General features: G+C 37.7%; 21 protein-coding genes. 10 read left to right on the forward strand and 11 right to left on the reverse strand.

All coding sequences use genetic code 11. The features are described 5' to 3' along the window. Positions 1-3: 3 nt before the first annotated feature. Complete coding sequence (locus tag IW15_RS06925) at positions 4-1,197, forward strand: MFS transporter (RefSeq protein ID WP_051881833.1); 1,194 nt, start codon at positions 4-6, stop codon at positions 1,195-1,197. Positions 1,198-1,273: 76 nt separating this feature from the next. On the opposite strand, the gene IW15_RS06930 is transcribed toward IW15_RS06925, so the two are convergent. The 4 genes from IW15_RS06930 to IW15_RS06945 all read right to left on the reverse strand — a co-directional run bounded on the left by IW15_RS06930 (position 1,274) and on the right by IW15_RS06945 (position 6,362). Further along, on the reverse strand, positions 1,274-3,214 hold the full coding sequence (locus tag IW15_RS06930; RefSeq protein ID WP_034710186.1) for an oleate hydratase: 1,941 nt from the start codon (positions 3,212-3,214) through the stop codon (positions 1,274-1,276). 88 nt (positions 3,215-3,302) lie between these two features. Next, positions 3,303-4,181: an AraC family transcriptional regulator gene (locus tag IW15_RS06935; protein ID WP_034710187.1), complete on the reverse strand. Its 879-nt coding sequence runs from the start codon at positions 4,179-4,181 to the stop codon at positions 3,303-3,305. A 219-nt stretch (positions 4,182-4,400) separates the two neighbouring features. Next, positions 4,401-5,159: a subclass B1 metallo-beta-lactamase gene (gene bla / locus IW15_RS06940; protein WP_034710188.1), complete on the reverse strand. Its 759-nt coding sequence runs from the start codon at positions 5,157-5,159 to the stop codon at positions 4,401-4,403. Positions 5,160-5,396: 237 nt separating this feature from the next. Continuing rightward, a complete protein-coding gene (locus IW15_RS06945) occupies positions 5,397-6,362 on the reverse strand; it encodes a YpdA family putative bacillithiol disulfide reductase (protein ID WP_034710324.1) in 966 nt (321 codons plus the stop codon). A gap of 57 nt (positions 6,363-6,419) precedes the next feature. On the opposite strand from IW15_RS06945, the gene IW15_RS06950 reads away from it, so the two are divergent. After that, positions 6,420-6,833: an EVE domain-containing protein gene (locus IW15_RS06950; RefSeq protein WP_034710189.1), complete on the forward strand. Its 414-nt coding sequence runs from the start codon at positions 6,420-6,422 to the stop codon at positions 6,831-6,833. Between the two features lie 95 nt (positions 6,834-6,928). After that, on the forward strand, positions 6,929-7,570 hold the full coding sequence (locus tag IW15_RS06955) for a hypothetical protein (RefSeq protein WP_034710190.1): 642 nt from the start codon (positions 6,929-6,931) through the stop codon (positions 7,568-7,570). Here IW15_RS06955 and IW15_RS06960 read toward each other — a convergent pair. The 7 genes from IW15_RS06960 to IW15_RS06990 all read right to left on the reverse strand — a co-directional run bounded on the left by IW15_RS06960 (position 7,563) and on the right by IW15_RS06990 (position 15,872). Beyond that, positions 7,563-8,873: a glycosyltransferase family protein gene (locus tag IW15_RS06960; protein WP_034710191.1), complete on the reverse strand. Its 1,311-nt coding sequence runs from the start codon at positions 8,871-8,873 to the stop codon at positions 7,563-7,565. The two genes, IW15_RS06955 and IW15_RS06960, sit on opposite strands and share 8 nt — an antisense overlap. Before the next feature lie 36 nt (positions 8,874-8,909). Further along, on the reverse strand, positions 8,910-11,444 hold the full coding sequence (locus tag IW15_RS06965; RefSeq protein ID WP_034710193.1) for a YfhO family protein: 2,535 nt from the start codon (positions 11,442-11,444) through the stop codon (positions 8,910-8,912). A 30-nt stretch (positions 11,445-11,474) separates the two neighbouring features. Next, positions 11,475-11,699 carry a hypothetical protein gene (locus IW15_RS06970; RefSeq protein ID WP_034710194.1) on the reverse strand — a complete coding sequence of 75 codons (225 nt, stop codon included), beginning with the start codon at positions 11,697-11,699 and terminating at the stop codon, positions 11,475-11,477. A 25-nt stretch (positions 11,700-11,724) separates the two neighbouring features. Next, positions 11,725-12,774: a DUF6263 family protein gene (locus tag IW15_RS06975; RefSeq protein WP_034710195.1), complete on the reverse strand. Its 1,050-nt coding sequence runs from the start codon at positions 12,772-12,774 to the stop codon at positions 11,725-11,727. 164 nt (positions 12,775-12,938) lie between these two features. Further along, positions 12,939-13,694, reverse strand: coding sequence for a 23S rRNA (guanosine(2251)-2'-O)-methyltransferase RlmB (gene rlmB / locus IW15_RS06980; RefSeq protein WP_034710196.1), 756 nt, complete (start codon positions 13,692-13,694; stop codon positions 12,939-12,941). Between the two features lies 1 nt (position 13,695). After that, the gene (locus IW15_RS06985) at positions 13,696-14,166 is read right to left on the reverse strand and encodes a DinB family protein (protein WP_034710198.1); all 471 of its coding nucleotides are present in this window, start codon (positions 14,164-14,166) and stop codon (positions 13,696-13,698) included. Between the two features lie 368 nt (positions 14,167-14,534). Continuing rightward, complete coding sequence (locus IW15_RS06990) at positions 14,535-15,872, reverse strand: peptide-N-glycosidase F-related protein (RefSeq protein WP_034710199.1); 1,338 nt, start codon at positions 15,870-15,872, stop codon at positions 14,535-14,537. 136 nt (positions 15,873-16,008) lie between these two features. On the opposite strand from IW15_RS06990, the gene IW15_RS21920 reads away from it, so the two are divergent. The 7 genes from IW15_RS21920 to IW15_RS07025 all read left to right on the forward strand — a co-directional run bounded on the left by IW15_RS21920 (position 16,009) and on the right by IW15_RS07025 (position 22,881). Continuing rightward, positions 16,009-17,304, forward strand: coding sequence for a hypothetical protein (locus IW15_RS21920; protein WP_131368517.1), 1,296 nt, complete (start codon positions 16,009-16,011; stop codon positions 17,302-17,304). Between the two features lie 241 nt (positions 17,305-17,545). Continuing rightward, positions 17,546-18,550 carry an AAA family ATPase gene (locus tag IW15_RS07000; RefSeq protein WP_034710200.1) on the forward strand — a complete coding sequence of 335 codons (1,005 nt, stop codon included), beginning with the start codon at positions 17,546-17,548 and terminating at the stop codon, positions 18,548-18,550. Then, positions 18,550-19,008: a GNAT family N-acetyltransferase gene (locus tag IW15_RS07005; RefSeq protein WP_034710201.1), complete on the forward strand. Its 459-nt coding sequence runs from the start codon at positions 18,550-18,552 to the stop codon at positions 19,006-19,008. Before IW15_RS07000 ends, IW15_RS07005 begins: the two co-directional genes overlap by 1 nt. Before the next feature lie 53 nt (positions 19,009-19,061). Then, entirely contained in the window at positions 19,062-19,925 is an 864-nt protein-coding gene (locus tag IW15_RS07010; RefSeq protein ID WP_034710202.1) for a DUF58 domain-containing protein, read from the forward strand. A 61-nt stretch (positions 19,926-19,986) separates the two neighbouring features. Then, a complete protein-coding gene (locus tag IW15_RS07015) occupies positions 19,987-20,883 on the forward strand; it encodes a BatD family protein (protein WP_394331239.1) in 897 nt (298 codons plus the stop codon). Beyond that, positions 20,876-21,874 (forward strand): VWA domain-containing protein, encoded by a 999-nt coding sequence (locus IW15_RS07020; protein ID WP_034710204.1) that lies wholly within the window; start codon positions 20,876-20,878, stop codon positions 21,872-21,874. The genes IW15_RS07015 and IW15_RS07020 overlap by 8 nt, the downstream gene beginning before the upstream one ends. Continuing rightward, on the forward strand, positions 21,874-22,881 hold the full coding sequence (locus IW15_RS07025) for a vWA domain-containing protein (RefSeq protein ID WP_034710206.1): 1,008 nt from the start codon (positions 21,874-21,876) through the stop codon (positions 22,879-22,881). Before IW15_RS07020 ends, IW15_RS07025 begins: the two co-directional genes overlap by 1 nt. The last annotated feature ends 92 nt before the right edge of the window (positions 22,882-22,973 follow it).

The raw sequence follows: 22,973 nt of genomic DNA on the forward strand, positions 1-22,973 counted from the left end.
TGGATGCTGGCATTAGTAATGCTCATTAACCGATCGGGTTCGATGGTACTTCCGTTTTTGGGAGTTTATATGATCAGCCAGCTGCATTTTAGTATAGAAAATTCGGGAATTGTTTTAAGCTTTTTCGGGATCGGTTCTGTACTCGGGTCATGGCTGGGAGGCATGATTACGGATAAAATAGGAGAATACCATGTACAATACCTGAGTTTGCTGCTCAGTGTGCCTTTATTCTGCATGATACCGCTCTTCAGAACGGAAGTAGGGCTCGCGGGTATTATTCTGGCGCAGAGTATTGTGAGCGAGACTTTCCGTCCTGCCAACTCGGTTGCCATTACCAAATATGCAAAACCTGAAAATATCACCAGAGCATTTTCATTAAACCGTATGGCCGTGAATTTAGGTTTTTCTATTGGTCCTGCGTTGGGTGGAATTCTGTCTGCTATTTCATATGAGTTTTTGTTTTTCAGTAATGCTTTAGGGGCTCTGCTGGCAGGTTTGATGTACATCTGGTTCTTCAGAAAGCGCAATAAATTAGCAGTACGAAAAGCGAAGAAAGTAAAAGAGGCAATTGTAGTGAAAAAAGAAAATTCACCTTACAAAGATGGTAAATTCATGATTTACTGTGTATGTTGTATGCTGTTTTCCATCTGTTTTTTCCAGTTATTCAGTACCCTGACGATGTTTTACAAAGATATTGCTCATATAAGCCAGCAGAATATCGGATATATTTTAGGATACAGCGGATTCCTGATTGTTCTGCTTGAAATGTCATTTGTACAGATTGCAGAAAAGTATTTCAAGCTTGGATTTGCGCTGTTTCTGGGGACATTTCTTTGTGGGTTTTCTTATGCAATGCTGGCGTTCGATTACAGCATGATTACGCTTATGGTATCGATGACCATCCTTTGTATCGGCGAGATCTGGACGCTGCCTTTTATGGCAACCATTACCGCATTGCGTTCGGGTAAAAATAATAAAGGAGCCTATATGGGACTTAACGGGATATCGTTTTCCATCGCATTTGTGATCACCCCTTATATAGGAACTTTAATCGCAGAAAAGTATGGTTTCAATACTTTATGGATAGGAACCGGAGCGCTGGCAGTATTGATTGCCATTGCCTTTTACTTCATCATTCCCTGGATGCTGAAAGATAAAACTGCCGATGGTGAAAATGAAGTCAATATTATTAGTTAATACGGAAGTTTACCTATAATCAATAAAAAACAGGACCCGTTGCAGGTCCTGTTTTTTGTTTAAGCATGAATATAAGTTAGCTTTTTACTCCCTTAATCCAGTCCTGGAACTTATTGATCTGTTCCATAAAAAAAGACTCATGTTCTTCTTTTTCTTCAGGACGGTCTACCAGGATATGTTCATAATAACTTCCTTTCAGAATTTTTCTTAAAATGCCCTCTCCAAGGAATGGCTGATAGTCATTCAATGCCTGAGTTGCTTTCAGTAAATGGCGGATGTCATATTGAAGTGGATTAATATCCGGTACCTGTTTGTTAAGGTTGAGAAGAGTATACACTGCAATTCTTCCTGTTCTCACAGAACTTTCCATGGTAAATACCACATCATTATTGGTTTCCACAAACTGTCCAACCAATCCTAAATTGGTACAGCCTTCAGGAACGACTCTTGGACGGTCACCTTTCGCTCTCGGCATAAACATGGACGTGATATACGGCATAAATGCAGTACGTACAATCGTATTTTCTACCACATTATCAAGCTTATCAGTAAGACCGAGATGATGACAAAGCTCAGCTAAAATTTCATCTCCGGTACATTCCGGCATTGTTTTTTTGATGTAATTTCCTTCTTTATCCATCAGCAGGGCATATACCCAAACCACTAAAATATCATCGGGTTGCGTAGGATAGTGCGGCTGTCTGTTGCAGGTAAAACTCATGACCCAGTTAGAGTCTGTTACCGTAATAATTCCTCCTGTAGCGGTTTTTCCGGAATAAGGATCATTAACGCATAATTCCTTTAATTTCTCTGTAAAGGCAGAAGGACGACACGTTAACGTTGCAGATTCCCATGAAGATTTTTCAATATTACTGCAGAATTTTTCAGGATGTCCGAATACTTCAGATTTGGCAGCCAGGTTTTTCCATAATTTCCAGCCGGCACTTTGTCCGCTGGTGGAGTTATCAATCTCAATGATAGGAACCGTTTTATTATCCCCATAAAAGGTATTTTCCGTCATAGAACCTGTTGTTACGATCACATAATCTTCTTTACCTACAGGAATTTTCACTTCTTTACCATCCTGTTCCGTAATGATACCTTCTACTGTTTTTCCTTCTGTATTGATGTGGATATCCAGATCTTTTACCAACGTATTCAGCTGGATCTGTACTCCTTTTTCAATAAGGAAATTCTTCAGTGGAGTGACAAATGTATCATACTGATTGTATTTAGGGAACACCAAGCAAGAGAAGTCTTTCATTCCGTCTATTGCGTGCAGGAACTTATGCATATACAGTTTTAATTCCAGTAAACTGTGCCAGTTTTCGAAAGCAAACATGGAACGCCAGAAGAACCAGAAATTACTATTAAGGAAAGTTTCATTGAAATAATCTTCAATCGTAAGATCATCAAGATCCTCTTTTTTCTTTAATAAAAGCTTTACAATAGCCAGCTGGTCTTTTTTCTCCAACCCGAATTTGCTAAAATCCTTTATCTCTCCCTGATTATGAATCAGTCTCGCTTTAGAATAGTTGGGATCATTATCATTAATCAATCGGTACTCGTCCAAGACACTGTAAGGAGCCGGAAGTTCCAATGCGGGAATATCCTGAAACAGATCCCAAAGGTTTTCATACGTCATATCCATTTCACGGCCTCCACGGATGATGTAGCCGTCTTCAGGATTTCCGGCGCCATCCAAAGATCCGCCTTCTACATTCAACTGGTCCAGGAAGATGATGTTTTTGCCGGGCACATGACCATCCCGGATAAAATAATATGCTGCGGACATCCCTGCAATACCGCTTCCAACAATATAAATTTTACTGTTTTCATAGGATTTTGTAGGAATTCCTTTATTACGCTGGTAGTTTCCGATTTGGTCTGAAAAAGGCATTGTTTTTTCAGGGGTGTTAATCTGAACTTCTTTGCTTGAATCCGGTTCGTGGTTTACTTTTCCGAACTCAGTAGAAGCATTTAAAACTTTTTCGAATTTTGAATTGATTATACTCATTTTGTATTGTTTTAATTAACAATATAAAGGTACCTCCATTCAGCAGTGATCTTATGTCCCTAATGTCAGAATTGTCGTCCCCAAATTCTTAGGACTGTATGTTTTCTTTGTTGCGGTATTCGGAAGGTGAGCAGGAAGTATGTTTTTTAAAGAAACGGCCGAACGCAGATGCCGAATTAAACTGTAATTCAAAAGCAATCTCAGAGATCGTAATGGCGGAATTCCCAAGCATAATGTAAGCTTCTTTCAGTAATATTTCATCAATCACCTGATGAGGTGTTTTTCCGCTTGCCTTTTTCACGACTTCTATCAGATATTTACTGGAAACAAAGAGCTTATCAGCATACAGCTGCACCGTTCTGTACTGCCGGATATTTTCCTGTACAAGCCTATTAAATCTAAGGTAAAGATCTTTTTTTGCGTCTTCCTGGTCAGGATAGATATGCTGTTCCCGGTTAATGATTTCTGCAACTTCCAATAACAGATTAAAAATAATGGTACGGATGATTTCTTCTGTAAATTTACCATTCTCTTTTGATTTTTTTTCCAGGTATTCAAGTAGGGTAACCAGCTGTGAAGCATTTTTATCACAAGTAGTGGCAATGCTGTAGGATCCTTTGCAGAAGATATTCATTTTCTCAATAATGAAAGGATTGGATATATTTTTAAGCAGGAAATTTTTATCAAAAAACAGTAATTTCATCTTAAAATCCTTACTGGTTTCTACAAAACGGACAATGGTGGAAGGAGCTGCGATAAGAAAAGTGTTGCTTCCGATATGGTATTTTTCATTATCTATTTCAATAGTTACTTTTCCTGCAATACAAACACATAATGCGTAATAATCCATTCTGAAAGGAGCATCAGGGAAATTAAAAATGGGTTTTCCGGATGAAATATAGTAAGATTGGCGGCAGTCAATGCTGTAAAATGATAGGGTATCATGTAAATTTTCGTAGGTTACCATCTTAAGAATTGATTTGATTTAGCGAATTGATCTGGAATATACAATTATAGCATAGCTGTTACTGCAATTTACGAATTTATTAAAGCTTTTTCGAATGATTATATTGAAATATTTCATGTATTGAAACATTTTTAAATAAAATAAATCCGTCTCACAACCAATGAGACGGATTTATTTAGATCGATAAGATGGTTTAATTATATCTTTATAAAATATGTTTTATTTAGTTTTAAACAAATTAATCGTATACTCAAGCAATTTGCTGTTTCCATAATCTCCATGCCCCGGAATAATGATTTTCACATTGGGATATTGCTTCTTAATTTTTTCTACTGTCCCGGACCAGGCCGTAACATTTGCATCTCCTAGATATCCTTTGGTCGCATTTATTTCTTTGATCAGGCAGCCTCCGAACATGATATTTTCGCTGGGGAAATATCCTATAACATTATCTTTGGTATGTCCTTCCCCGAAAAATCTGGCAATAACGTCTTTATTACCAAGTTTTAGTACCATAGCATCATTAAAACTGTTTTTGGGAACGGTAACATGATGTTCTTTAGCCAGTTCTACTGTTTTTACAGATGCATAAGAGGGGATATGATGATCATCAAACGCTTTAAGACCTCCCAGGCAATCCTCGTGAAAATGAGTCGGAATAATGGCCTTTATCTTACAGTTAAGAGTTCCGGTTACCCATTGGATCAGCTCTTCAGAACTTTTATCCTTGGTGGTTGTATCAAAAATAATTGTTTCATTATTGTTCCTTACAATCAAACCATTGCAGGAAACATTTCCAAAATCCTGAGTTTTTAGATAAGAAGTATGTTCATATGAGTTTTCAGAAATTTGAGTTATAGTTAGATCATTCGATTGGTATACAACCTTAGGCTGGAAAGATTCTTTTTTTTGAGAATTGCAATTCAATACAGTTAAAGAGCATACAATGATGAATAAAGTTCTTATAATCAATTTCATTTTTCGATTTTTTTGATAAGATTTTGTTACCGGAATTATACTATTGAAATACGATATGCATTGAACGAAAACTTAATTTCGAACACAAATCGTAAATATTTTTAATTGGACTAAATTATTGAAAAATGGCCAAATTGGAAAGGCTGAATAAGAAAATTTACGAAAAATTCATATGATAATTCCCCCTATTTTCCGGTATGATATGAAGGATGAAATCTTATCTCGTAAAACGAAAAATTATTGTTGTAAAAGAATATTTTTGACGATCAAGTCAGCGTGCATCCTTGAGTTTTCGATAAACCATAGATGGGTATCCTTACCCCCGCAAACCACGCCTGCCAGGTATAGATTTTTAACATTGGTTTCCATAGTTTCAGAATTGTAAACCGGGTTCAGGCAGTCTCCCTGAAGATCAATTCCTGAATTTCTTAAAAAATCGAAATCAGGAAGGTATCCGGTCATGGCCAATACAAAATCATTTTCAATTTCATGGATCTGATGATGTTCGTCCCTAAAAACAACAGTGTGTTCTTTGATTTCTATAAGCTCTGAATTAAAATGAGCGGTAATGCTTCTTTCAGCAATTCTATTTTCAATGTCTGGCTTCACCCAATATTTTACATTCTTTGAAATCTCAGAATGACGGATAATCATCGTTACCTGAGCTCCCTTCCGGTACGTTTCCAGTGCTGCATCCACTGCTGAATTGCTGGAACCCACCACCACTATTTTTTGTCTGGCATAAGGATAAGGTTCCGTATAATAATGTTTTACTTTCGGAAGATGTTCTCCGGGAATATTCATTGTGTTCGGAATGTCATAAAATCCTGTCGAAATAATTACATTCCTGGCCTGATAAGTTGATTTTGTCGTTTCAATATCAAAAAGATCATTGTTTTTTGAAATCTTCAGGACCTTTTCATACAGATGAATGTTGAGGTCTTTTTGCCGGGCAATGCCCTGATAATATTCCAGTGCATCCTGTCTGCCGGGTTTGGGAGCAGTCGATATAAAAGGAGTGTTGTCAATTTCCAGTTTCTCAGCTGTAGAAAAAAACCGCATGTATAAAGGATAATTGTATAATGAATTGACGATGGTTCCTTTTTCTACAATTACATAGGTAAGATTGTTTTTTTTAGCTTCAAGAGCACAGTTGAGACCGATGGGACCGGCTCCGACAATGAGAATATCTAACACTTCCATGATGCTAAGATATTGAAAAACTTGCTTATCTTTCATTGAAATTATGAATATCAGGAAATGAAATATTATATAGCTGTTGCCTCCAAAGATCATGTTGAAAAAGGAGTAGAAGGCGGATTCATGCAGGCGAATCACGGAAAAGCAGCTTCCTTACAAAGACTTAAAACCGGAGATTGGATTATTTTTTACTCACCCAAACGGTATTTTGAGAAAGATGAAAAATGCCAGTGTTTTACGGCAATAGGGGAGATTAAAGATGAAGAAATGTACCAGGGCGTAATGATGTCTTCGGATTTCCAGCCGTTTCGCAGAAATGTACATTTTTATGAATGTGCAGAAACATCGATTATTCCTCTTATTGAACAATTAGATTTCATTGCTGATAAAAAGAAATGGGGCTTTTCTTTTCGGTTTGGGTTTTTAGAAATTCCTGAAAAAGATTTTCAATTCATTAAAAATAGAATGCTGTAAGTTTTAGAAAATCAGGATTTTAATGTGAATTTCAATATGATATATGTTGAAAGCTGGCATCAGTTTTGGTGCCTGTTATCATTAAATGGTCAAAAATGAAAAAATTAATCACTTCCATATTTGTAATCAGTCTTGTCATTGCCTGTAAGAAAAATCCGGAGCAGAAAGTTACCCAAACGGGAGATTCCACGGCTCAGATAAAAACAGAAACCAACATTGAATTTCAAAATAAAACAATGAAGGAAGTCGCTTTACAGAAAACCAATAATGATATTTTAAAAGCGCTGAAAGCTAAGGATTATAAAACGTTTGCCTCTTTTATCCATCCTGAAAAAGGAATCACTTTTTCTATGTATGCCTTTATAAACCCAAAGGAAGACAAACATTTTTCCAAAGCTGAATTTGAACAATTTCAACCTACGAAAACCCTGTTTACCTGGGGAGCACATGATGGCTCAGGTGATGCCTATAAAGTGACAATCAATGAATATTTAAACCAGTGGGTATTCTCCAAAGACTTTACATCAGGTAAGTATTCAGTCAATACCTTTCAGGGAAAAGGCAATTCATTGAATAATCTTAAAGAGATGTATCCTAAAAAAGACTTCACCGAAAATTATATAAAAGGCACTGAAAAGAATGGCGAAATGGATTGGAAAACGCTCCGGTTCGTGTTTGATGAATTTCAGGGTAAATACTACCTGATCGCCGTCATTAACGATCAATGGACTATTTAAACTCTAAAATTTCAGCCAGTTTTTTAGTCAGATTTTTTCTTGAGAACTGTTCAATATTCTGAGCATTTTCAAGAAGAAGTCCCTTTTTCCACAATCCGAACTTTTCCAGGATAAAATGCTTTACAGATTCAGAATCGGTATAGCTGAAATGCTTTCCGGCACCCGTTTCATCCAGAATTCTGGAAACATCTGCTTCAGCAGGTCCAAAGGAAATAATCTGTTTCCCTGTGGCCAGATATTCAAATATTTTCCCGGGAATAATCCCTTTTGAAGATTCATTAGGGAAATTGGTAATAAGCAGGATATCCGATTGCTGCATCTCCTCAATAGCTTTGTCATGAGAAAGATACCCTAAATTCAGAATATGATTTTTTATCCCTGAATTTTCTATAGATTGTAAGATCTTATCATCAATTCTACCTGCGAATTTCAAGGTAAAATGTTCGGCAAAATCAGTATCGGTTTGTACCAGATCATCCAGTACTTTCCAAAGATTTTCAGGATTGCGGAGCTGTTCCAAAACACCGATATAACTTAAAGTGAACTTTCCGGATTGCCCTGTTGTTCCGGTCGTCATATGGAGTGGAGCAGAAGCATCTGTTTCGTCAAAGCCGTTTGTTATGCAAAAAGCATTAGCCCCATGGCTGCGGAAATTTTCAGCGTCAGTATAGCTGGTAGCCAGGGTAATATCTGCATTGTTGAAGACTGTATTTTCCAACAGTCTGTGTTTACGGTCCGAACTTTTAGTCAGCTTTAAATGTTTATAATACGATATTTCCGTCCATGGATCACGGAAGTCGGCAATCCATTTTAGATGGGGAAGTTTCTTTTTAAGGTTTAAACCGACTAAATGCATTGAGTGCGGTGGCCCGGAAGTCACAACCGTGTCAATCTTATGTTCTTTTAAATACTGTTCCAGAAATTTTACGGAAGGTTTTACCCAGAAAACTCTGGCATCGGGAATGAAAAAATTACCTCTCACCCAAATCGAAAGCTTTGATTTCCAGCTTTGATTACTGCCTACATCAAACTGGCCGGCTTTAAATTTTTTATTACTTTTATTAAGCTTTTCTGCCAGCTGATACGGTTCCCAGATGTTAGTTTTAACGATTTCCAGATCGCCCGGAATATCCTTTAATAAACTTTCATCCAACAACGGATAGCTTGGATTTTCAGGGGTGTAAATTACCGGCTTCCATCCGAAATCAGGAAGATATTTGGCAAACTTCAGCCATCTTTGAACACCAGGACCTCCCGCAGGAGGCCAGTAATAGGTGATAATCAGTATTTTCTTCTGTTCCATTGATAAGAAATTAAGAACCGTATGAATACAATTTCGTTAGGCTTTTGCTATAGTTTCTTTCTTCTTATTTTTATTTATCCAGTAAATCCCAAAGGCACTTAAGGCGATGAAAAGTCCGAAGCATAACAAGGAGATCCATTTTCCTTTTTCAATCACCTCAGGTTCAAAAATCATTCTGATGTGATGGCTTCCCGCCGGAACGTGTACAGCGCGGAGCAGGTAATCTGCTTTGACATAAGGAACTTCTTTTTCGTCAACAAACATTTTCCAGCCGTGAGGATAATAAATTTCAGAAAACACAGCCAGTTGCGGTGTTTTTGATTCTGATCTGAATTCCAATTCATTCGGCTGATATTTGGTCAGATTAATAGATGCTGTAGAATCTGCCTGAACCGTTTTGTTCGTAAAGTAGGATTTATCCGAAGAAGCAATCACTGCAGTTCTTTTACTCTCGATCACTCCGATAGATTTAATTTCTTCGTTGGGGGTATTTACAAATTTCAGATCGCTTACAAACCATGCATTTCCGTTAGCTTTTGGATTTGGCATTGCCTGAGGCTGCTCCGGTCCGCCTACCACCCAATATTTTGCATTCAGCAAATTAAGGATGTTAGGAACCTTTACAGAATCCATCACCTGAAAATATTCATTGATGACATCATCATATCTTCTCAGTTTCACGGCGTGGTATCCACCGATCGATGATTTAAAATAAGAGGTATTCGTCTCACTAAATGTCCCTAAAATATTATTGAAAATTCTATAATGGGTTTTATCTTTTTCAGCAATGGTCTCAAGGGTTTTGTTAACGTTGACACTTGATAAAATTGATGCAAGATTGGGGTTTTCAGCCACTTTTTCAGTCATAAGATCTGAACTTTCCGTCTGGAAAGGATTTTCAGCAAATACCTTATCTACATAATTCTCATCATTTAAATAGCGTTTATTTACGGTCCACAGATCAAATAAACTCACTGCTCCAATAATGATTAAAGCAATATTCTGACTTAGCTTTTGCTTCATAGCCAGGAATAAAACTGCAGCGGTTATCGCAACATAAATGAATGCTTTGATTGCATCGATTTTAAATAATTTAAATCTTTCCTCCGTCAGATAATCCAGCAGGAAAGGAGGGAAGTATAGTTTTTCGTTGTCGGTATAAAAACCAAGCAACGATTTTCCGAAAATTAAAAGAATCAATACAAATCCTAAAGTTCCGCCACCTGCATACAGAAGGATTTTCTTTTTATACTCTTCCGTAAGCTTTTCATCGGTAAAGAATTTATATAATCCAATAATGGCAATCAGCGGGAATAACAATTCCACGACTACCAAAATAGAAGATGGTGCTCTAAACTTACTGTAGAACGGAACATAATCAATGAAGAAATCCGATAAAGGCATAAAGTTACTTCCCCAAGCCAATAATATGGTTAGAATAGAAGCTCCCAGTATCCAGTAACGGTATTTTTTGGAGGCAAAAAAGAAGCCTAACAGTGCAAGAAAACATACCACAGCACCCTGATAGGCAGGTCCTGAAGTTCCGGGCTGGTCTCCCCAATAAGTCATTCCGCCGAATCCTTTTGATATCCTGTCCATTTCAGCCTGTGAACTCACATTCTCCTGAACCATTTCCTGAACTTTGTTCATCATCTCTTTTCCTTCCACTTCCTGGCTTCCGCCACCCATTAATCTTGGGATAAAAAGGTTCAAGGTTTCAAGCCTTCCGTAGCTCCACATTAAGATGCTTCCTTTATCCAGCCCTGATTTGCCTGACGTATGGCTTTCCGTGTCCAGAATCTGCTTTCCACGAACGGTTTCTTTGATGTATTCGGAGTTAGCCATGATCCTCTGAGCATTCATTCCTACCCCGATGATACAAGCGCCTGCAATAATCGCTGATGAGATTAGAAAGTGCTTCATTGGCGTTTTCTTAAGGATGGCTCTTACTAATTCAGAAATGAATAAGAATCCTAATGCCAGAAACAGATAATACGTCATCTGCGGGTGGTTGGCAGCAATTTGCAGCCCCATAAACAGAGTCGTAACGATAAATCCGAGAATGTATTTTTTCCGGATATAGACCAGTAAAATTCCGGCTAGCAGCGGGGCAAAATATTCAATGGTGTTTACTTTACCATTGTGTCCTGCGGCAATAATAATATAAAAATAGGTGGACAATCCAAAGAAAGTTGCTCCCAGAAGGGCGTACTTCCAATTTCTTACCACGACCATCCCCAACAGGAAAAAACCTGCAAAAAGCAGGAATAGGTAATTAACCGGCCTTGGCAGGAAATTAAGATTGCTGTCAATCTTTTTGATGATATCCCCTTTAAACTGGCTTCCCATCTGATAGGTTGGCATTCCGCCAAACATGGAATCACTCCAATAGGTTTCGTTTCCGGTATCTGCTCTGTAGTCGAGAAGTTCTTTTGCGCCTCCTCTGTACTGAACGATGTCATGCTGGAAAAGCTGTTTCCCTGTAAAAACAGGAGTGGAATATAAAAAGGCTAAAACTATAAATACAACGAATGAAATTGCAATATAAATTAAGTTTTTATTTTTCGCCATGCTGGTTATTATCTTTTATTTCTGGGTATTTTACCTTTTGTCTTTACTTTCTTTTACTTCCTCATAGTCTACCGTTTCCGCGTCCCATTTCAGGTTCGGCTTGGTAGTCTTATTCGAGTTGTGGAGATCCTGCTGCTTGTTATGATTATTGTTGAATCGATAACTGTAAAATGTCTTGAAGAAAATTCTTCTGAGAATATTCCAGACAAAGAAAATAATAATAGCAGAGAGTACCAGTTCAAGAATGTACTTCATAATTTTTTACTTTAAAACTTCAACCTTATTTTGCAGAAGGATTTACCATAACAGAAGAGTTTGAAACGCTTTTCATAGACTGGGTTTGTTTTCCGTCCGAAATGCTTTCAATTTGTGTGGTTTTTACGGTGATATTCTGATTGGTGATCCATCCTGTATTTTGATCAAACTTCACAGTCCCGTTCTGAACAAGCTCGCTGCTCATGCTGTGGGTAATCGGGCCTTGTGCTTTCTTTTCGGTTTTCTTAGGGATTCCTCCGGTTACAGAGATTTCCGCTACACCGTTTCCTACGCTTTTCAACACATAGTTTGACGTTACTTTAATGCTTCCGGTTGGGTCTGCATTTTCAGTATTCGTCCATTTCTCACCTATTTTAGCTCCTTTTTTAGGGATAATCGTAAGGTTTTTAGAAAATTGGTCTTTCAACACTTTTTCATTGAAACTTTCTTTAAGGCTTGCTACTACACTTTCTCTTTGGTTAGCTTCCTTCACAAGAGTTCCTACTGCTTTGGAAACCTTAGCATAAATGGCGTCGAAACCTGTAATAGAAATTACATTTCCTTTCGTGTCCATTTTCATATTAAGTTTGTTCCCGGTAAGAGCTTTGTTGATGTTCCAGATCATCTTAAGATCATCTTCTTTCGGAATTGGAAGTTTGGTATCTACGATAACCGTTTTTCCCTGAGCGGTTTGAGAATTTCTTTTTCCAACAAGATTAAGAGTAAGATCGTATACGTTTCCTTTGATGTCATCCACGGTGAAATTCATCTCATCGGTAGCCTCGCTGGTTCCGTTAATCGTTTTTCCCTGAGGATCCGTCATCGTCTTTGTATCCCTCTGATAGGTTGTTAACGGATATGTTTTTCCTTTTTCAAGCTTAAATGTTTGAGTATAGATTCCCAACGAGTCTTTGATGGCTGGATTTTCTGCTACTTTTGCTACAGAATCAGCCGGAACTTCTACGGTTACGGTTTTTCCTGTTTTAGGATCTACTTTAGTGATGGTCTTTGTTTCTTTTTTACAAGACACCAGTGCAATAGATGATATAAGCATTAATGCTGCTATGTTTTTCATTTGATTTTTTTTAATTTTTACTACTATTTTTATTATATTTTCTGTGATAACTACCGTTTTTCTTTGTGAAAATTCATCCAGTTCATTTCAAAATACCATCCACCTTCTTCATTATGATCCTTATTGCGAATAATATAAAGCAGAAAATAAAACAGGTACAATTTTTAAGAAGGAACCGCTGTGATTTTCTGTCTCATCGCCTCATATAAAATGGCTCCACATGCTACAGAAACGTTTAATGACTGCGTTTTTCCTTCAATAGGTAATTTTATTTTTTCATCTGCATGATGAAGTACTTCTTTAGAAATACCGGTTTCCTCATTACCCATTACAATAGCGCAAGGTTCTGTGAAACTCACGTCATAAATCAATTTTTGTGCCTTTTCAGTGGCTGCAAATACAGAGATGCCGCTTTGCTGAAGAAAATCTACTGTGTGGGCAAGATTAGCTTCTTTACAGATTTTGATATTGTAAATAGCTCCCGCAGAAGTTTTTATAGCATCAGAATTAATAGGAGAACCTCCTTTTTCCGGAATAATGATGGCATCTACTCCCACACATTCTGCCGTTCTGCAGATCGCTCCGAAATTTCTTACATCGGTAAGTCTGTCCAGAATTAATAGAAATGGCGTTTTCCCCTGCTCAAATAATTGAGGAACAATATCTTCCACTTTATGAAACGGAACTTCTGAAATAAAAGCGACCACCCCTTGATGGTTTTTTCTTGTAAAACGGTTCAGTTTTTCAACAGGAACGTAATTAGGACGTATTTTATGTTTCGATAAACTCGTTTTCAGTTCTGCATAAATCTCTCCTTGTAACGCATTCTGTACAAAGATTTTGTCAATTGTTTTTCCTGCTTCAATAGCTTCTATCACGGGACGAAGTCCGAAAATAAAATCGTCTTTTTTGTCTGTCATTTTAATATTTTTCTCCTAAAATTGCTCTTTTTTGTGCCATAGCATATCCATAATGCAGGCTTTCATGCATGTTGTTAAAGATAATGGCATCCTGAATGCTTTTAAGATCCATTCCGAAACTGGTGGTGTACGGAGTGTAATCTGAAAAGAAATCGCTGTCATAATCTTTCATTAAGGTCTTTGAAGTTTCCGTTAAAAGAAATTCAAGGTCTTCCACTTCAGATTTTTGAACATTTAAATTCGGCATGGTTCCTTTTTTATAGGTTTCAATCCAGTATTTATCAATTCTGAAGGGATTGCCGCTCAGGTAATAGTGCAGCAATTGCTGGGTAGCAACTGTATGAGCAATATTCCAATACATATTATTGTTGAAGCCGTCCGGGATCAGCAGCAGATCTTCATGGGAAGTGTTCTGAAGGATATCCAGGAGGTTTCTTCTTACCTGTCTGTGGGCTTGAAAATGATAATTCATTTTACAAAATTTTAATCACCAAAAATAGTTTAATAAACTGGAAATGACAATTTTTGATTGAAAAATTAAGGTGAAAAATTATTTCAGGTTTTCTGTAAAGGAAATATGTTATGCAGGCAACCGATTTTTCAGAAATGGAATTTCTTTGTCCTATCTGTCTGTAAGCTTTTGGGAATCATGCCTGTTTACTGTATTTACAGATTTTTGCAGATAGTAGGTTAAGATTTTCAAATATAGAGTTGATCATATAAAAAAACCTCCTATGAGATTCAAGAGGAGGTTTTTTTATATTTTTAAATGTTAGTACTGAGAGTACGTAGTTTCAATATTGTCAAACTTCTATTAAAGTTTAACTCATGTATTTTTCTTTATTTTTTAATGATCTTATGGTTAAAAGTAGTTCCGTCCTTTAAGGCAATCGTTACAAAATAAACTCCTGTTGGATACGTTGAAAGGTCAATTCTGTTTTCTTTATAATTTTCTGATAATTTTTTTCCGTCAACACTGAAAACTGTTAGTGACATTACATCTACCTTTGATTGTACAGTAACAAAATCAGAGGTTGGGTTAGGGTAAATACTGACGTCTATCGTCTTAATGTCCTTCACATCAAGAGCAGTACTGCCTTTACCCTGCATATAAACAGATAAATAAACATCTCCCTGCTGTTGATTAAAAACAGCCGTTGGAATTGTATGTTTGAGGGTGTGATTTCCGGCAGTCATAGTAGGTAAGGTAAATCCTCTGATCGGAACAGCATTCCCCGGGCACCAGTTATTCCATGAAGTCCAGTCATCAAATGTTTTCGGAACTGCACCATAAATTCCATTACCCTGCGTATTGTATATCCTGTAAGGTTCACATGAAGTTCCGCCCGGAGTGTAGGTAAGAACCTGTACGTTATCCATATAGGTGTAATTCTGTCTTCTTACATATTCTTCACCGCCGCTATTGGCACCATGCGGAGTAGAAATCACAAAAAAGCGGGCATTGGTAACCGGATTTGATAGGTTGAAGTTTACAATTCTTACCGTTTCACCGGCAACATCAGTGCTGTTGTAGTTATTAAGTCTGTTGTTGCTTAATAAAGGAAGAAGTTGATTATAATCGGTAGATGTGGCTCCCGTATCTGTTGAAAAAAAAGTAAGTGTTCCGGAAAAAACATCGTTCCTGCCAGAGCATCCTGCCACTTCAGTTTGGGCAGCATAAGGAACACCGAAAACATCCAGTTCCATATACAGATCATATGAGTTGCGTAATGCTGTATCATGAAATACATTATACAGATTGCTTAAATTATAGGTATAGGGAACCTCCAGAGGAGAGCGGTTTTTATTCATAAAAGGAGTAATGTACCGGCCTATTTCAATTCTTTTTACCGTAGTATCATCTATGGTATAAGTCGGCTGATTTTTGGGAACCATCGCCAGATAGACGCTTCCCAGACGGTCATAATTATCACAAAGAGCACCTATCGTTACCCTCATGGCAATTTTTGCTTTAAAAGAATCAAGTTCTGCATCGGTAAGCTTTCGGGCATATCTGGCATTGGACAGCCTGATGAGACCTGTGGGAACAGGATTGGATACCGTAGCTGCATAGCCGTCATAATAGGTGGCTTGTGAAATCACATCCATTCTTGAGGTAGTCTGTGCATGGGAAAGGCCGGCAAAAAAAAGACTCAGAAAAAATAGCTTTTTATACATATGATCGGTATTTATCACAAATATATTAAATATAAGTCTAAAGTATTGGTGTATCTCTTTAAAAAATCACATTTAATTGAAATATTGAAAATTTATCATTAAATTAGCCCATTGTTCAACATTAATTTATCAGTAGATGAAAAAAATTTTACTTTTATCTTTGTTATTGGCGGCATGCATGTTCAATGCCCAAATCAATTTAAATATTGGAAGCACAAATGTCGGAACAGCACCCGTAAGTAGTTTTTTTTCCTATTCCTATGTGCAGCAGTTATATCCTAAGCAGGAAATAAATGCCAGTGCAGCAGGAAATATCACAGGTCTTGTATTTTATACAGATCCGTCATCTACTATTGGAGATTCTTCGGACTGGACCGTTTATCTGGGGCATACTTCAAAGACGGCTTTTACATCCGGTGCGGACTGGATTCCCATTTCACAGCTGACTCAGGTGTATGCAGGAAGTGTGACTAAAAATAACAATAGGGTGGAAGTCACTTTTACCACACCGTTTGCTTATAATAATACGGATAACTTAGTTGTTGCTGCAAAAGAAAATTCTCAAAGTATTGATATTAATAATTTTGATGAAGCATTTCACGTATATCCATATACTCCGTATTCAACGCTGTATTATAAAGGAGATCGTGCGGTCGTTGATCCAGCCTCTCCTCCCGGTGGAATAAGAGCTGATTACAAATCGGCAATTACATTTTCAGGATTAACAGCCAGTGCTACTCCTTCATGTCCTTTACTCCTTTATCCGCTCAACAATACCCAGTTCGTTTCCTTATCACCGAATATTAAATGGGTTCCTGTTTCCGGGGCAGATTCTTACAAAATTTCATTGGGAACGAGTCCGGGAAGTACTGATGTTATCAATCAGCAAACAGTAACGGCTACTGGTTTTTCTCCATCAACAGTTCTTGCTCCCAATACCAATTATTATTTAAAAGTAACTGCTGTTTCAGGAAATACTCAATCTTCAGGCTGTGCAGAGGCCGTTTTTAAGACGATTCCTCCTGTACCGATAAATGATGCATGTTCCGGAGCTTTAGTAGCATCGGTTTTTCCTTATACGTATACCCAGAGTGATGCAATATCTGCGACCAACAACAATGGATTTATTAATGCCTGTCCTGATGCTATGAATGATGGAACCTGGTTTAAATTCACCGGAGACGGCGGTCAATATACCGTTAAAATAACGATGCTTGCAGGAAGTGCTTTTGATCCCCAGCTGGATATTTACAGTGGTGCCTGTGGAAACCTCGCATGTGTGGGTACAGCAGATAGTGGAGGTGCCGCAGCAGCAGAAACAATGACCATTACAACCACCGCAGGAACTGATTATTTTGTGAATGTAGGATCCTATGAAGAAACGCAAGATATGCCGGAAGATACATTTACCATTACCATCACTAAACTGTAATACCTCGGTTTCAAATTCTGATATATAATTTCTCAGTGTACATAATACTGATTCAATTCACTGTTGATAAAAATCTGCAATATCCCTTTTGCAGCCTCAATTGATTTTACCAATTAGGAAGTAAGGCTCTATATGTTGCCAATACTAGAATATTTAACAAACTTTAACTCAAAAATGGCATTAATTGTGTTGACTAATGCAAGTATTTATTAGAAATTTACCAATTATTTTAAATCAAGCTATGCCAGATACATATCAAGCAGAAGACATTCGTCAACTAACAGAGAAAGTAAAGGAAAAGAATTACTTGTTTTCTCTTCTTAGACAGGAAATCAACAAGGTTATTATAGGTCAGGAGTACATGATCGACCGCCTTTTGGTAGGTCTTTTGGGTAACGGTCACGTTCTCTTGGAAGGAGTTCCCGGATTGGCTAAAACATTGGCCATAAAAACATTGGCAGAAGCTGTTCATGGTGATTTTTCGAGGATTCAGTTTACCCCGGATCTTCTTCCTGCTGATGTAGTGGGAACCATGATCTTCAATATCAAAGACAATGATTTTTCCATAAAAAAAGGACCCGTATTCGCGAACTTTGTTCTTGCAGATGAGATTAACCGTGCCCCGGCAAAAGTACAGTCCGCATTGCTGGAGGTGATGCAGGAAAAACAGGTAACCATCGGGGACGAGACGATGAAGCTTCCTAAACCATTTTTGGTGCTGGCCACGCAGAACCCGATCGATCAGGAAGGAACTTATCTTCTGCCTGAAGCACAGAGTGACCGTTTCATGCTGAAATGCACCATCGATTACCCGAAATTTGAAGATGAGAGAACCGTCATGAGAATGGTTTCCACGTCCCATCAACCGGTGATCAATCCTGTGATTACCCTTAAGGATATTGTAGAGGCAAAAGAACTCATCAACCAGATCTATTTGGATGAAAAGATTGAAAAATATATTCTGGATATGGTTTTTGCCACCCGTTACCCTGAAAATTATGGCCTTTCTGAGCTTAAAAACTATATCAGTTTCGGAGCTTCTCCAAGAGCATCCATCAACTTAGCGATTGCTTCAAGAGCGTACGCCTTTTTAAGAGGGAGAGCATTTGTTGTGCCTGAAGATGTAAAAGAGCTTGCTAAAGATGTGTTGAGACATAGAATTGGTTTAACGTTCGAGGCTGAGGCAGAAGAAATTACAACAGAGGAAATCGTCAACAGGATTTTAGCAAAAATTCAGGCACCCTAATGAGTGAAGTTATTATTAGAAAAGCTGTTCAAACGGATTGTGCTTCAATGTTAGCACTCATCAAAGAACTGGCTGAATATGAAAAAGCTTTGCATGAAGTTACTTTAACACTAGGTGAATTTATTGAAGACGGCTTTGGAGCATCGCCCGTTTGGGGAGCTTTTGTAGCGGAATTCGATGGAGAAATTGTAGGGATTTCATTGTATTATGACCGGTATTCAACATGGAAAGGAAGAAGATTGTATCTGGAGGATCTGGTTGTAACAGAAAGACTGAGAGGAAAGCAGATCGGTAAGAATTTATTTGACGCCACGCTGGAATACGGGAAATCAAACCAATACAGCGGAATGGTTTTTCAGGTATTGAACTGGAATGAGCCCGCGATTAATTTTTACAGAAAATACAGTCCAAAATTCGATGATGAATGGTTTAATGTATCGATTGAATTTAAAGAGTAAAATAATTAAAAGGCAAGAGCCAAAAACTAACAACCAACAACTGTCAACCAACAATGCAGATTAAAGATATTGTAAAAAAAGTAAAGCAGATAGAAATCCGGACTCGTAAGAAGACGGAAGCTTCTCTGATGGGACAATATCACAGTGCTTTTAAAGGACAGGGAATGACTTTTTCGGAAGTCCGTCCTTACCAGTTTGGCGACGAGATCAGAAGGATCGACTGGAACAAAACAGCCCGTTTCCGGGAGCCATTTGTAAAAGTAATGGAGGAGGAGAGGGAGCTGACAATGATGATCCTGGTGGATATTTCAGCTTCGATGGACTATGGTACAAAAAACCAGCTGAAAAGAGAATACGTTGCAGAAATTGCAGCAAGTTTAGGTTTTTCAGCAGCGGGGAATAATGATAAAGTGGGATTGATCTTATTTGCGGATAAAGTATATAAAGTGATTCCACCGCAAAAAGGCAGAAAACATATCCTGTCGATCATCAGCAATATTTTAACGGCGGATTATGTTCCGGCCGTCTCTCAGATTGACAAAGCACTGGAATACATGATGGGAGTTTTCAAAAGGAAATCCCTGGTTTTTCTTCTTTCAGATTTTGAAGATGCCTATGATTCCAAAATACTCCGTGTTGCTTCAAAAAAGCATCAGATGCTGGGAATGAGGATTTATGATGAAAAAGATAATGAGATTCCCGATGTGGGATATGCTCTTCTTTATGATGCGGAAACTGGAAAACAGGTTTGGGCCAATACATCCAACGCAAGATGGAGGTATACTTTTGCAGAGGCCCAGAAGCAGAAAATAAGAACGTTGGAAGAAGATTTTGCCAACAGTTCGGCAAGTTTTATGAATGTGAATACCGGTGAGGATTATTCCAAACTGCTGTATAATTATTTTCAGAAGAAATAATGGATAACAGGGCCATCCGTATACAAAACAGGCGTAAGCCAAAAATTATTATTGTTTGAAATTGAAAAAAATACTTTTAATACTGTCTTTTTTTATCTGTGCTAATGCATTTTCACAGATTCTTTCTTCCCAACTCGAGAAGAGTACGATTGCTTTGGGGGAGATAAATCATCTCATTATAAGGATTGATAATCTTGACAGGCGGCCGGTTACTTCAGCACCCAAAAATGAGTTACTGCCTTTTCATTTTGAAGAAATTAAAGACAACATCGGGGAAAATTACATAACGTACGAAAGGAAGATTGAGTTTTCCGTCTATGACGAAGGTAAATTCACCATTCCGGAGCTGGAATTCAATGTTGGAGGCAAGATTTTAAAAACAATTCCCTATGAAATTGAGGTCATTAATACCGCTCAAAAGGCAGATCAGATTAATGATATCATGAATAATAAACAGGTAAAGCTTGAAGCAAAAGATTACTGGGAACTGTACAAATGGTATGTTTTAGCAGCATTATCACTGATTGCGTTAATTATTGCGATTATTATGTTTGTAAAATGGGGAAGAAAATCAAAAAGCGACCCTGTTATTGCCACTAACCAGACTTTAAAAGAACTGGATTCTTTAAAAAAGAAAAAATACATCGAAGGAGGAGATTACCGTTCATTCTATGTTGAATTGATTGATATTTCCAGAAAATTCATCAGTAAGCAGTATCAGCTGCCTGCCGATGTTCTTCTTACCGATGATCTGATTCAGTTAATGAAAAAAAATAATACGATTTCCCAGGAAAACGAAAAAATAGTAGAGGATGTATTTTTAAGAGGAGATTTGGTGAAATTTGCCAAAAGCTTCCCGGATCAATCTGCTATGGAGAAAGATTTTACAGATATCCGTGAGTTTGTGAAGCGTTCATCAAAAGATTTGGAATTCGAAAACTTAAGAAAGGATGCTTGATTTTGATTTTGAATTTTACAGCCCTTGGTTTTTACTGCTTTTCCTGCTGTTTATTCCACTCTTCATTAAAGATGCGGGGAAACAGAAGAAGAAAGGCATAAAAGTTCCCACCGTACAGAATATGGAGGGAAGTGGAGGTATTCAGGCGGCGCTTGTGCTGTTGAAGATGTCAAAGTATATTATTCTTTCCGCTCTTATTATCGCTATGGCGAGACCAAGAACTTTTACCATTTCGCAGAACAGAGACGATACCAAAGGCGTTGACATTATGTTGTCAATAGACGTTTCCCTCAGTATGCTTGCAAAGGATCTTACACCGGACCGTATCACGGCATTGAAGGATATTGCGGTGAAATTTGTACAGAAGCGTCCCAATGACAGGATAGGGGTGGTGGCTTATGCCGCAGAAGCATTTACCAAAGTACCCGTTACCTCAGATCACCAGGTAGTTATTGATGAAATTAAAAACCTCAATTCAGCAGGTCTTGAGCCCGGCACGGCAATCGGAGAAGGACTTTCTGTAGCTGTGAATCATTTGATCAAAAGTAAAGCGAAAAGCAAAGTGGTGATCTTAATGACGGATGGAGTCAGCAATATTCAGAATGCGATCCCCCCTCAGATTGCTGCAGAACTGGCAAAAAATAATGATATTAAAGTCTACGCGATAGGAATCGGAACCAATGGATATGCGCTGATGCCTACACAGCAGGATATTTTTGGAGACCTTATCTTTACGGAAAGTGAAGTAACGATTGATGAAAATACACTGCGTGAAATTGCACAGACTACCGGTGGAAAGTATTTCAGAGCGACTTCCAACAGCAGCCTGGAAGAAGTATATGACGAGATCAATCAATTGGAAAAATCGGATGTAAAGGTTTCGAAGCTTTATAACTACGATGAATATTTTAAAATTTTCCTTTGGATAGCATTAGGAATGCTGTTTTTCGACGCAATATTAAGATGGGTATTTTATAAATTTTTAAGCTGATGAATTGGTCTTTAGGAAATTACTGGTATTTATTGTTACTGTTGCTTCTGCCGCTGTTAGGATTTCTTTTGGTCCGTTTTCTGAAATGGAAAAACAGGAAAAGAGAGGTTTTTGCAGACAGCCAGTTTCATGAAAGCTTATTTGAAAAAAAATCAGGATTTACGAAGTTTTTTCCGGCTTTATATCTTCTTGCTACGCTGTTTTTAATATTTTCAATTATTGATCTGTTAAGTGGTTCAGAAGAAGTGAAAACAAAGCAAAGGTTGAACAATGTGATTTTCATGCTCGATGTCTCCAATTCTATGAATGCAGAAGATATTGATCCAAGCCGTCTTTTGGAAGCAAAAAATGTCATGATCAGTACGATGCAGAAAATGAAGAATGACAAAATCGGAATTGTAATTTTTGCGGGGCAGGCTACTTCTATCATGCCCTTAACTACAGATTACAGTTCTGCAGAAACTTATGTAAGCGCAGTGGAAACCAATTCTATGCAGATTCAGGGAACGGATTTCCTGAAAGGTATGCAGGCTGCGGTAGAGAAATTTAAAAATGTAGATAAAGGATCAAGGAAAGTGGTGCTGCTAAGTGACGGTGAAGATAACGAAGGAAATGACAATGCAGCAATCCGACTGGCGAATAAAGAAGGAATAACCATTAATTCAGTTGGAATAGGCTCTGATGAAGGTGCTCCTGTTCCCGAATATGTATACGGCCAGCTGATGGGTTATAAAACAGATATGAACGGCGAAACTGTGATCTCTAAAAGACAGACGGAAGCGCTTAAGAAAATGGCAGGATCTACCGGAGGAGAATATATAGATGGCAACAATGTGAATGAAGCTCCCAATAAAATTATTGATGCAGTCAACAGAAAATCATCTTCCTCTGAAACATTGGTAGAATCACAAAATGCCAATCACTATTATCAGTACTTTCTGGGAGTATCTATCTTCTTTTTCTTTTTGATTTTTATTTTAAATCCCAAAAGAGACTTTAATGTATAGCTTCCGGCCTTATTTTTCAGGAATTTGAATCCATACTTTAACCGAACTTTAACAAATACAAGTCTGTTTATTAACATATAAAGGAATAATTT

This window comes from Chryseobacterium soli (genome assembly GCF_000737705.1).
Classification (GTDB): Bacteria; Bacteroidota; Bacteroidia; order Flavobacteriales; family Weeksellaceae; genus Chryseobacterium; species Chryseobacterium soli.

Coding starts and splice junctions, on each gene's coding strand:
- IW15_RS06925 (WP_051881833.1), top strand. CDS start 4: ATGCTGGCATTAGTAATGCTCATTAACCGATCGGGTTCGATGGTACTT.
- IW15_RS06970 (WP_034710194.1), bottom strand. CDS start 11,699: ATGAAGTACATTCTTGAACTGGTACTCTCTGCTATTATTATTTTCTTT.
- IW15_RS21920 (WP_131368517.1), top strand. CDS start 16,009: ATGAAAAAAATTTTACTTTTATCTTTGTTATTGGCGGCATGCATGTTC.
- IW15_RS07020 (WP_034710204.1), top strand. CDS start 20,876: ATGCTTGATTTTGATTTTGAATTTTACAGCCCTTGGTTTTTACTGCTT.
- IW15_RS06955 (WP_034710190.1), top strand. CDS start 6,929: ATGAAAAAATTAATCACTTCCATATTTGTAATCAGTCTTGTCATTGCC.
- IW15_RS06975 (WP_034710195.1), bottom strand. CDS start 12,774: ATGAAAAACATAGCAGCATTAATGCTTATATCATCTATTGCACTGGTG.
- IW15_RS06950 (WP_034710189.1), top strand. CDS start 6,420: ATGAAATATTATATAGCTGTTGCCTCCAAAGATCATGTTGAAAAAGGA.
- rlmB (WP_034710196.1), bottom strand. CDS start 13,694: ATGACAGACAAAAAAGACGATTTTATTTTCGGACTTCGTCCCGTGATA.
- IW15_RS06985 (WP_034710198.1), bottom strand. CDS start 14,166: ATGAATTATCATTTTCAAGCCCACAGACAGGTAAGAAGAAACCTCCTG.
- IW15_RS06960 (WP_034710191.1), bottom strand. CDS start 8,873: ATGGAACAGAAGAAAATACTGATTATCACCTATTACTGGCCTCCTGCG.
- IW15_RS06935 (WP_034710187.1), bottom strand. CDS start 4,181: ATGGTAACCTACGAAAATTTACATGATACCCTATCATTTTACAGCATT.
- IW15_RS07000 (WP_034710200.1), top strand. CDS start 17,546: ATGCCAGATACATATCAAGCAGAAGACATTCGTCAACTAACAGAGAAA.
- IW15_RS07005 (WP_034710201.1), top strand. CDS start 18,550: ATGAGTGAAGTTATTATTAGAAAAGCTGTTCAAACGGATTGTGCTTCA.
- IW15_RS06990 (WP_034710199.1), bottom strand. CDS start 15,872: ATGTATAAAAAGCTATTTTTTCTGAGTCTTTTTTTTGCCGGCCTTTCC.
- IW15_RS06965 (WP_034710193.1), bottom strand. CDS start 11,444: ATGGCGAAAAATAAAAACTTAATTTATATTGCAATTTCATTCGTTGTA.
- IW15_RS07025 (WP_034710206.1), top strand. CDS start 21,874: ATGAATTGGTCTTTAGGAAATTACTGGTATTTATTGTTACTGTTGCTT.
- bla (WP_034710188.1), bottom strand. CDS start 5,159: ATGAAATTGATTATAAGAACTTTATTCATCATTGTATGCTCTTTAACT.
- IW15_RS07010 (WP_034710202.1), top strand. CDS start 19,062: ATGCAGATTAAAGATATTGTAAAAAAAGTAAAGCAGATAGAAATCCGG.
- IW15_RS06930 (WP_034710186.1), bottom strand. CDS start 3,214: ATGAGTATAATCAATTCAAAATTCGAAAAAGTTTTAAATGCTTCTACT.
- IW15_RS06945 (WP_034710324.1), bottom strand. CDS start 6,362: ATGGAAGTGTTAGATATTCTCATTGTCGGAGCCGGTCCCATCGGTCTC.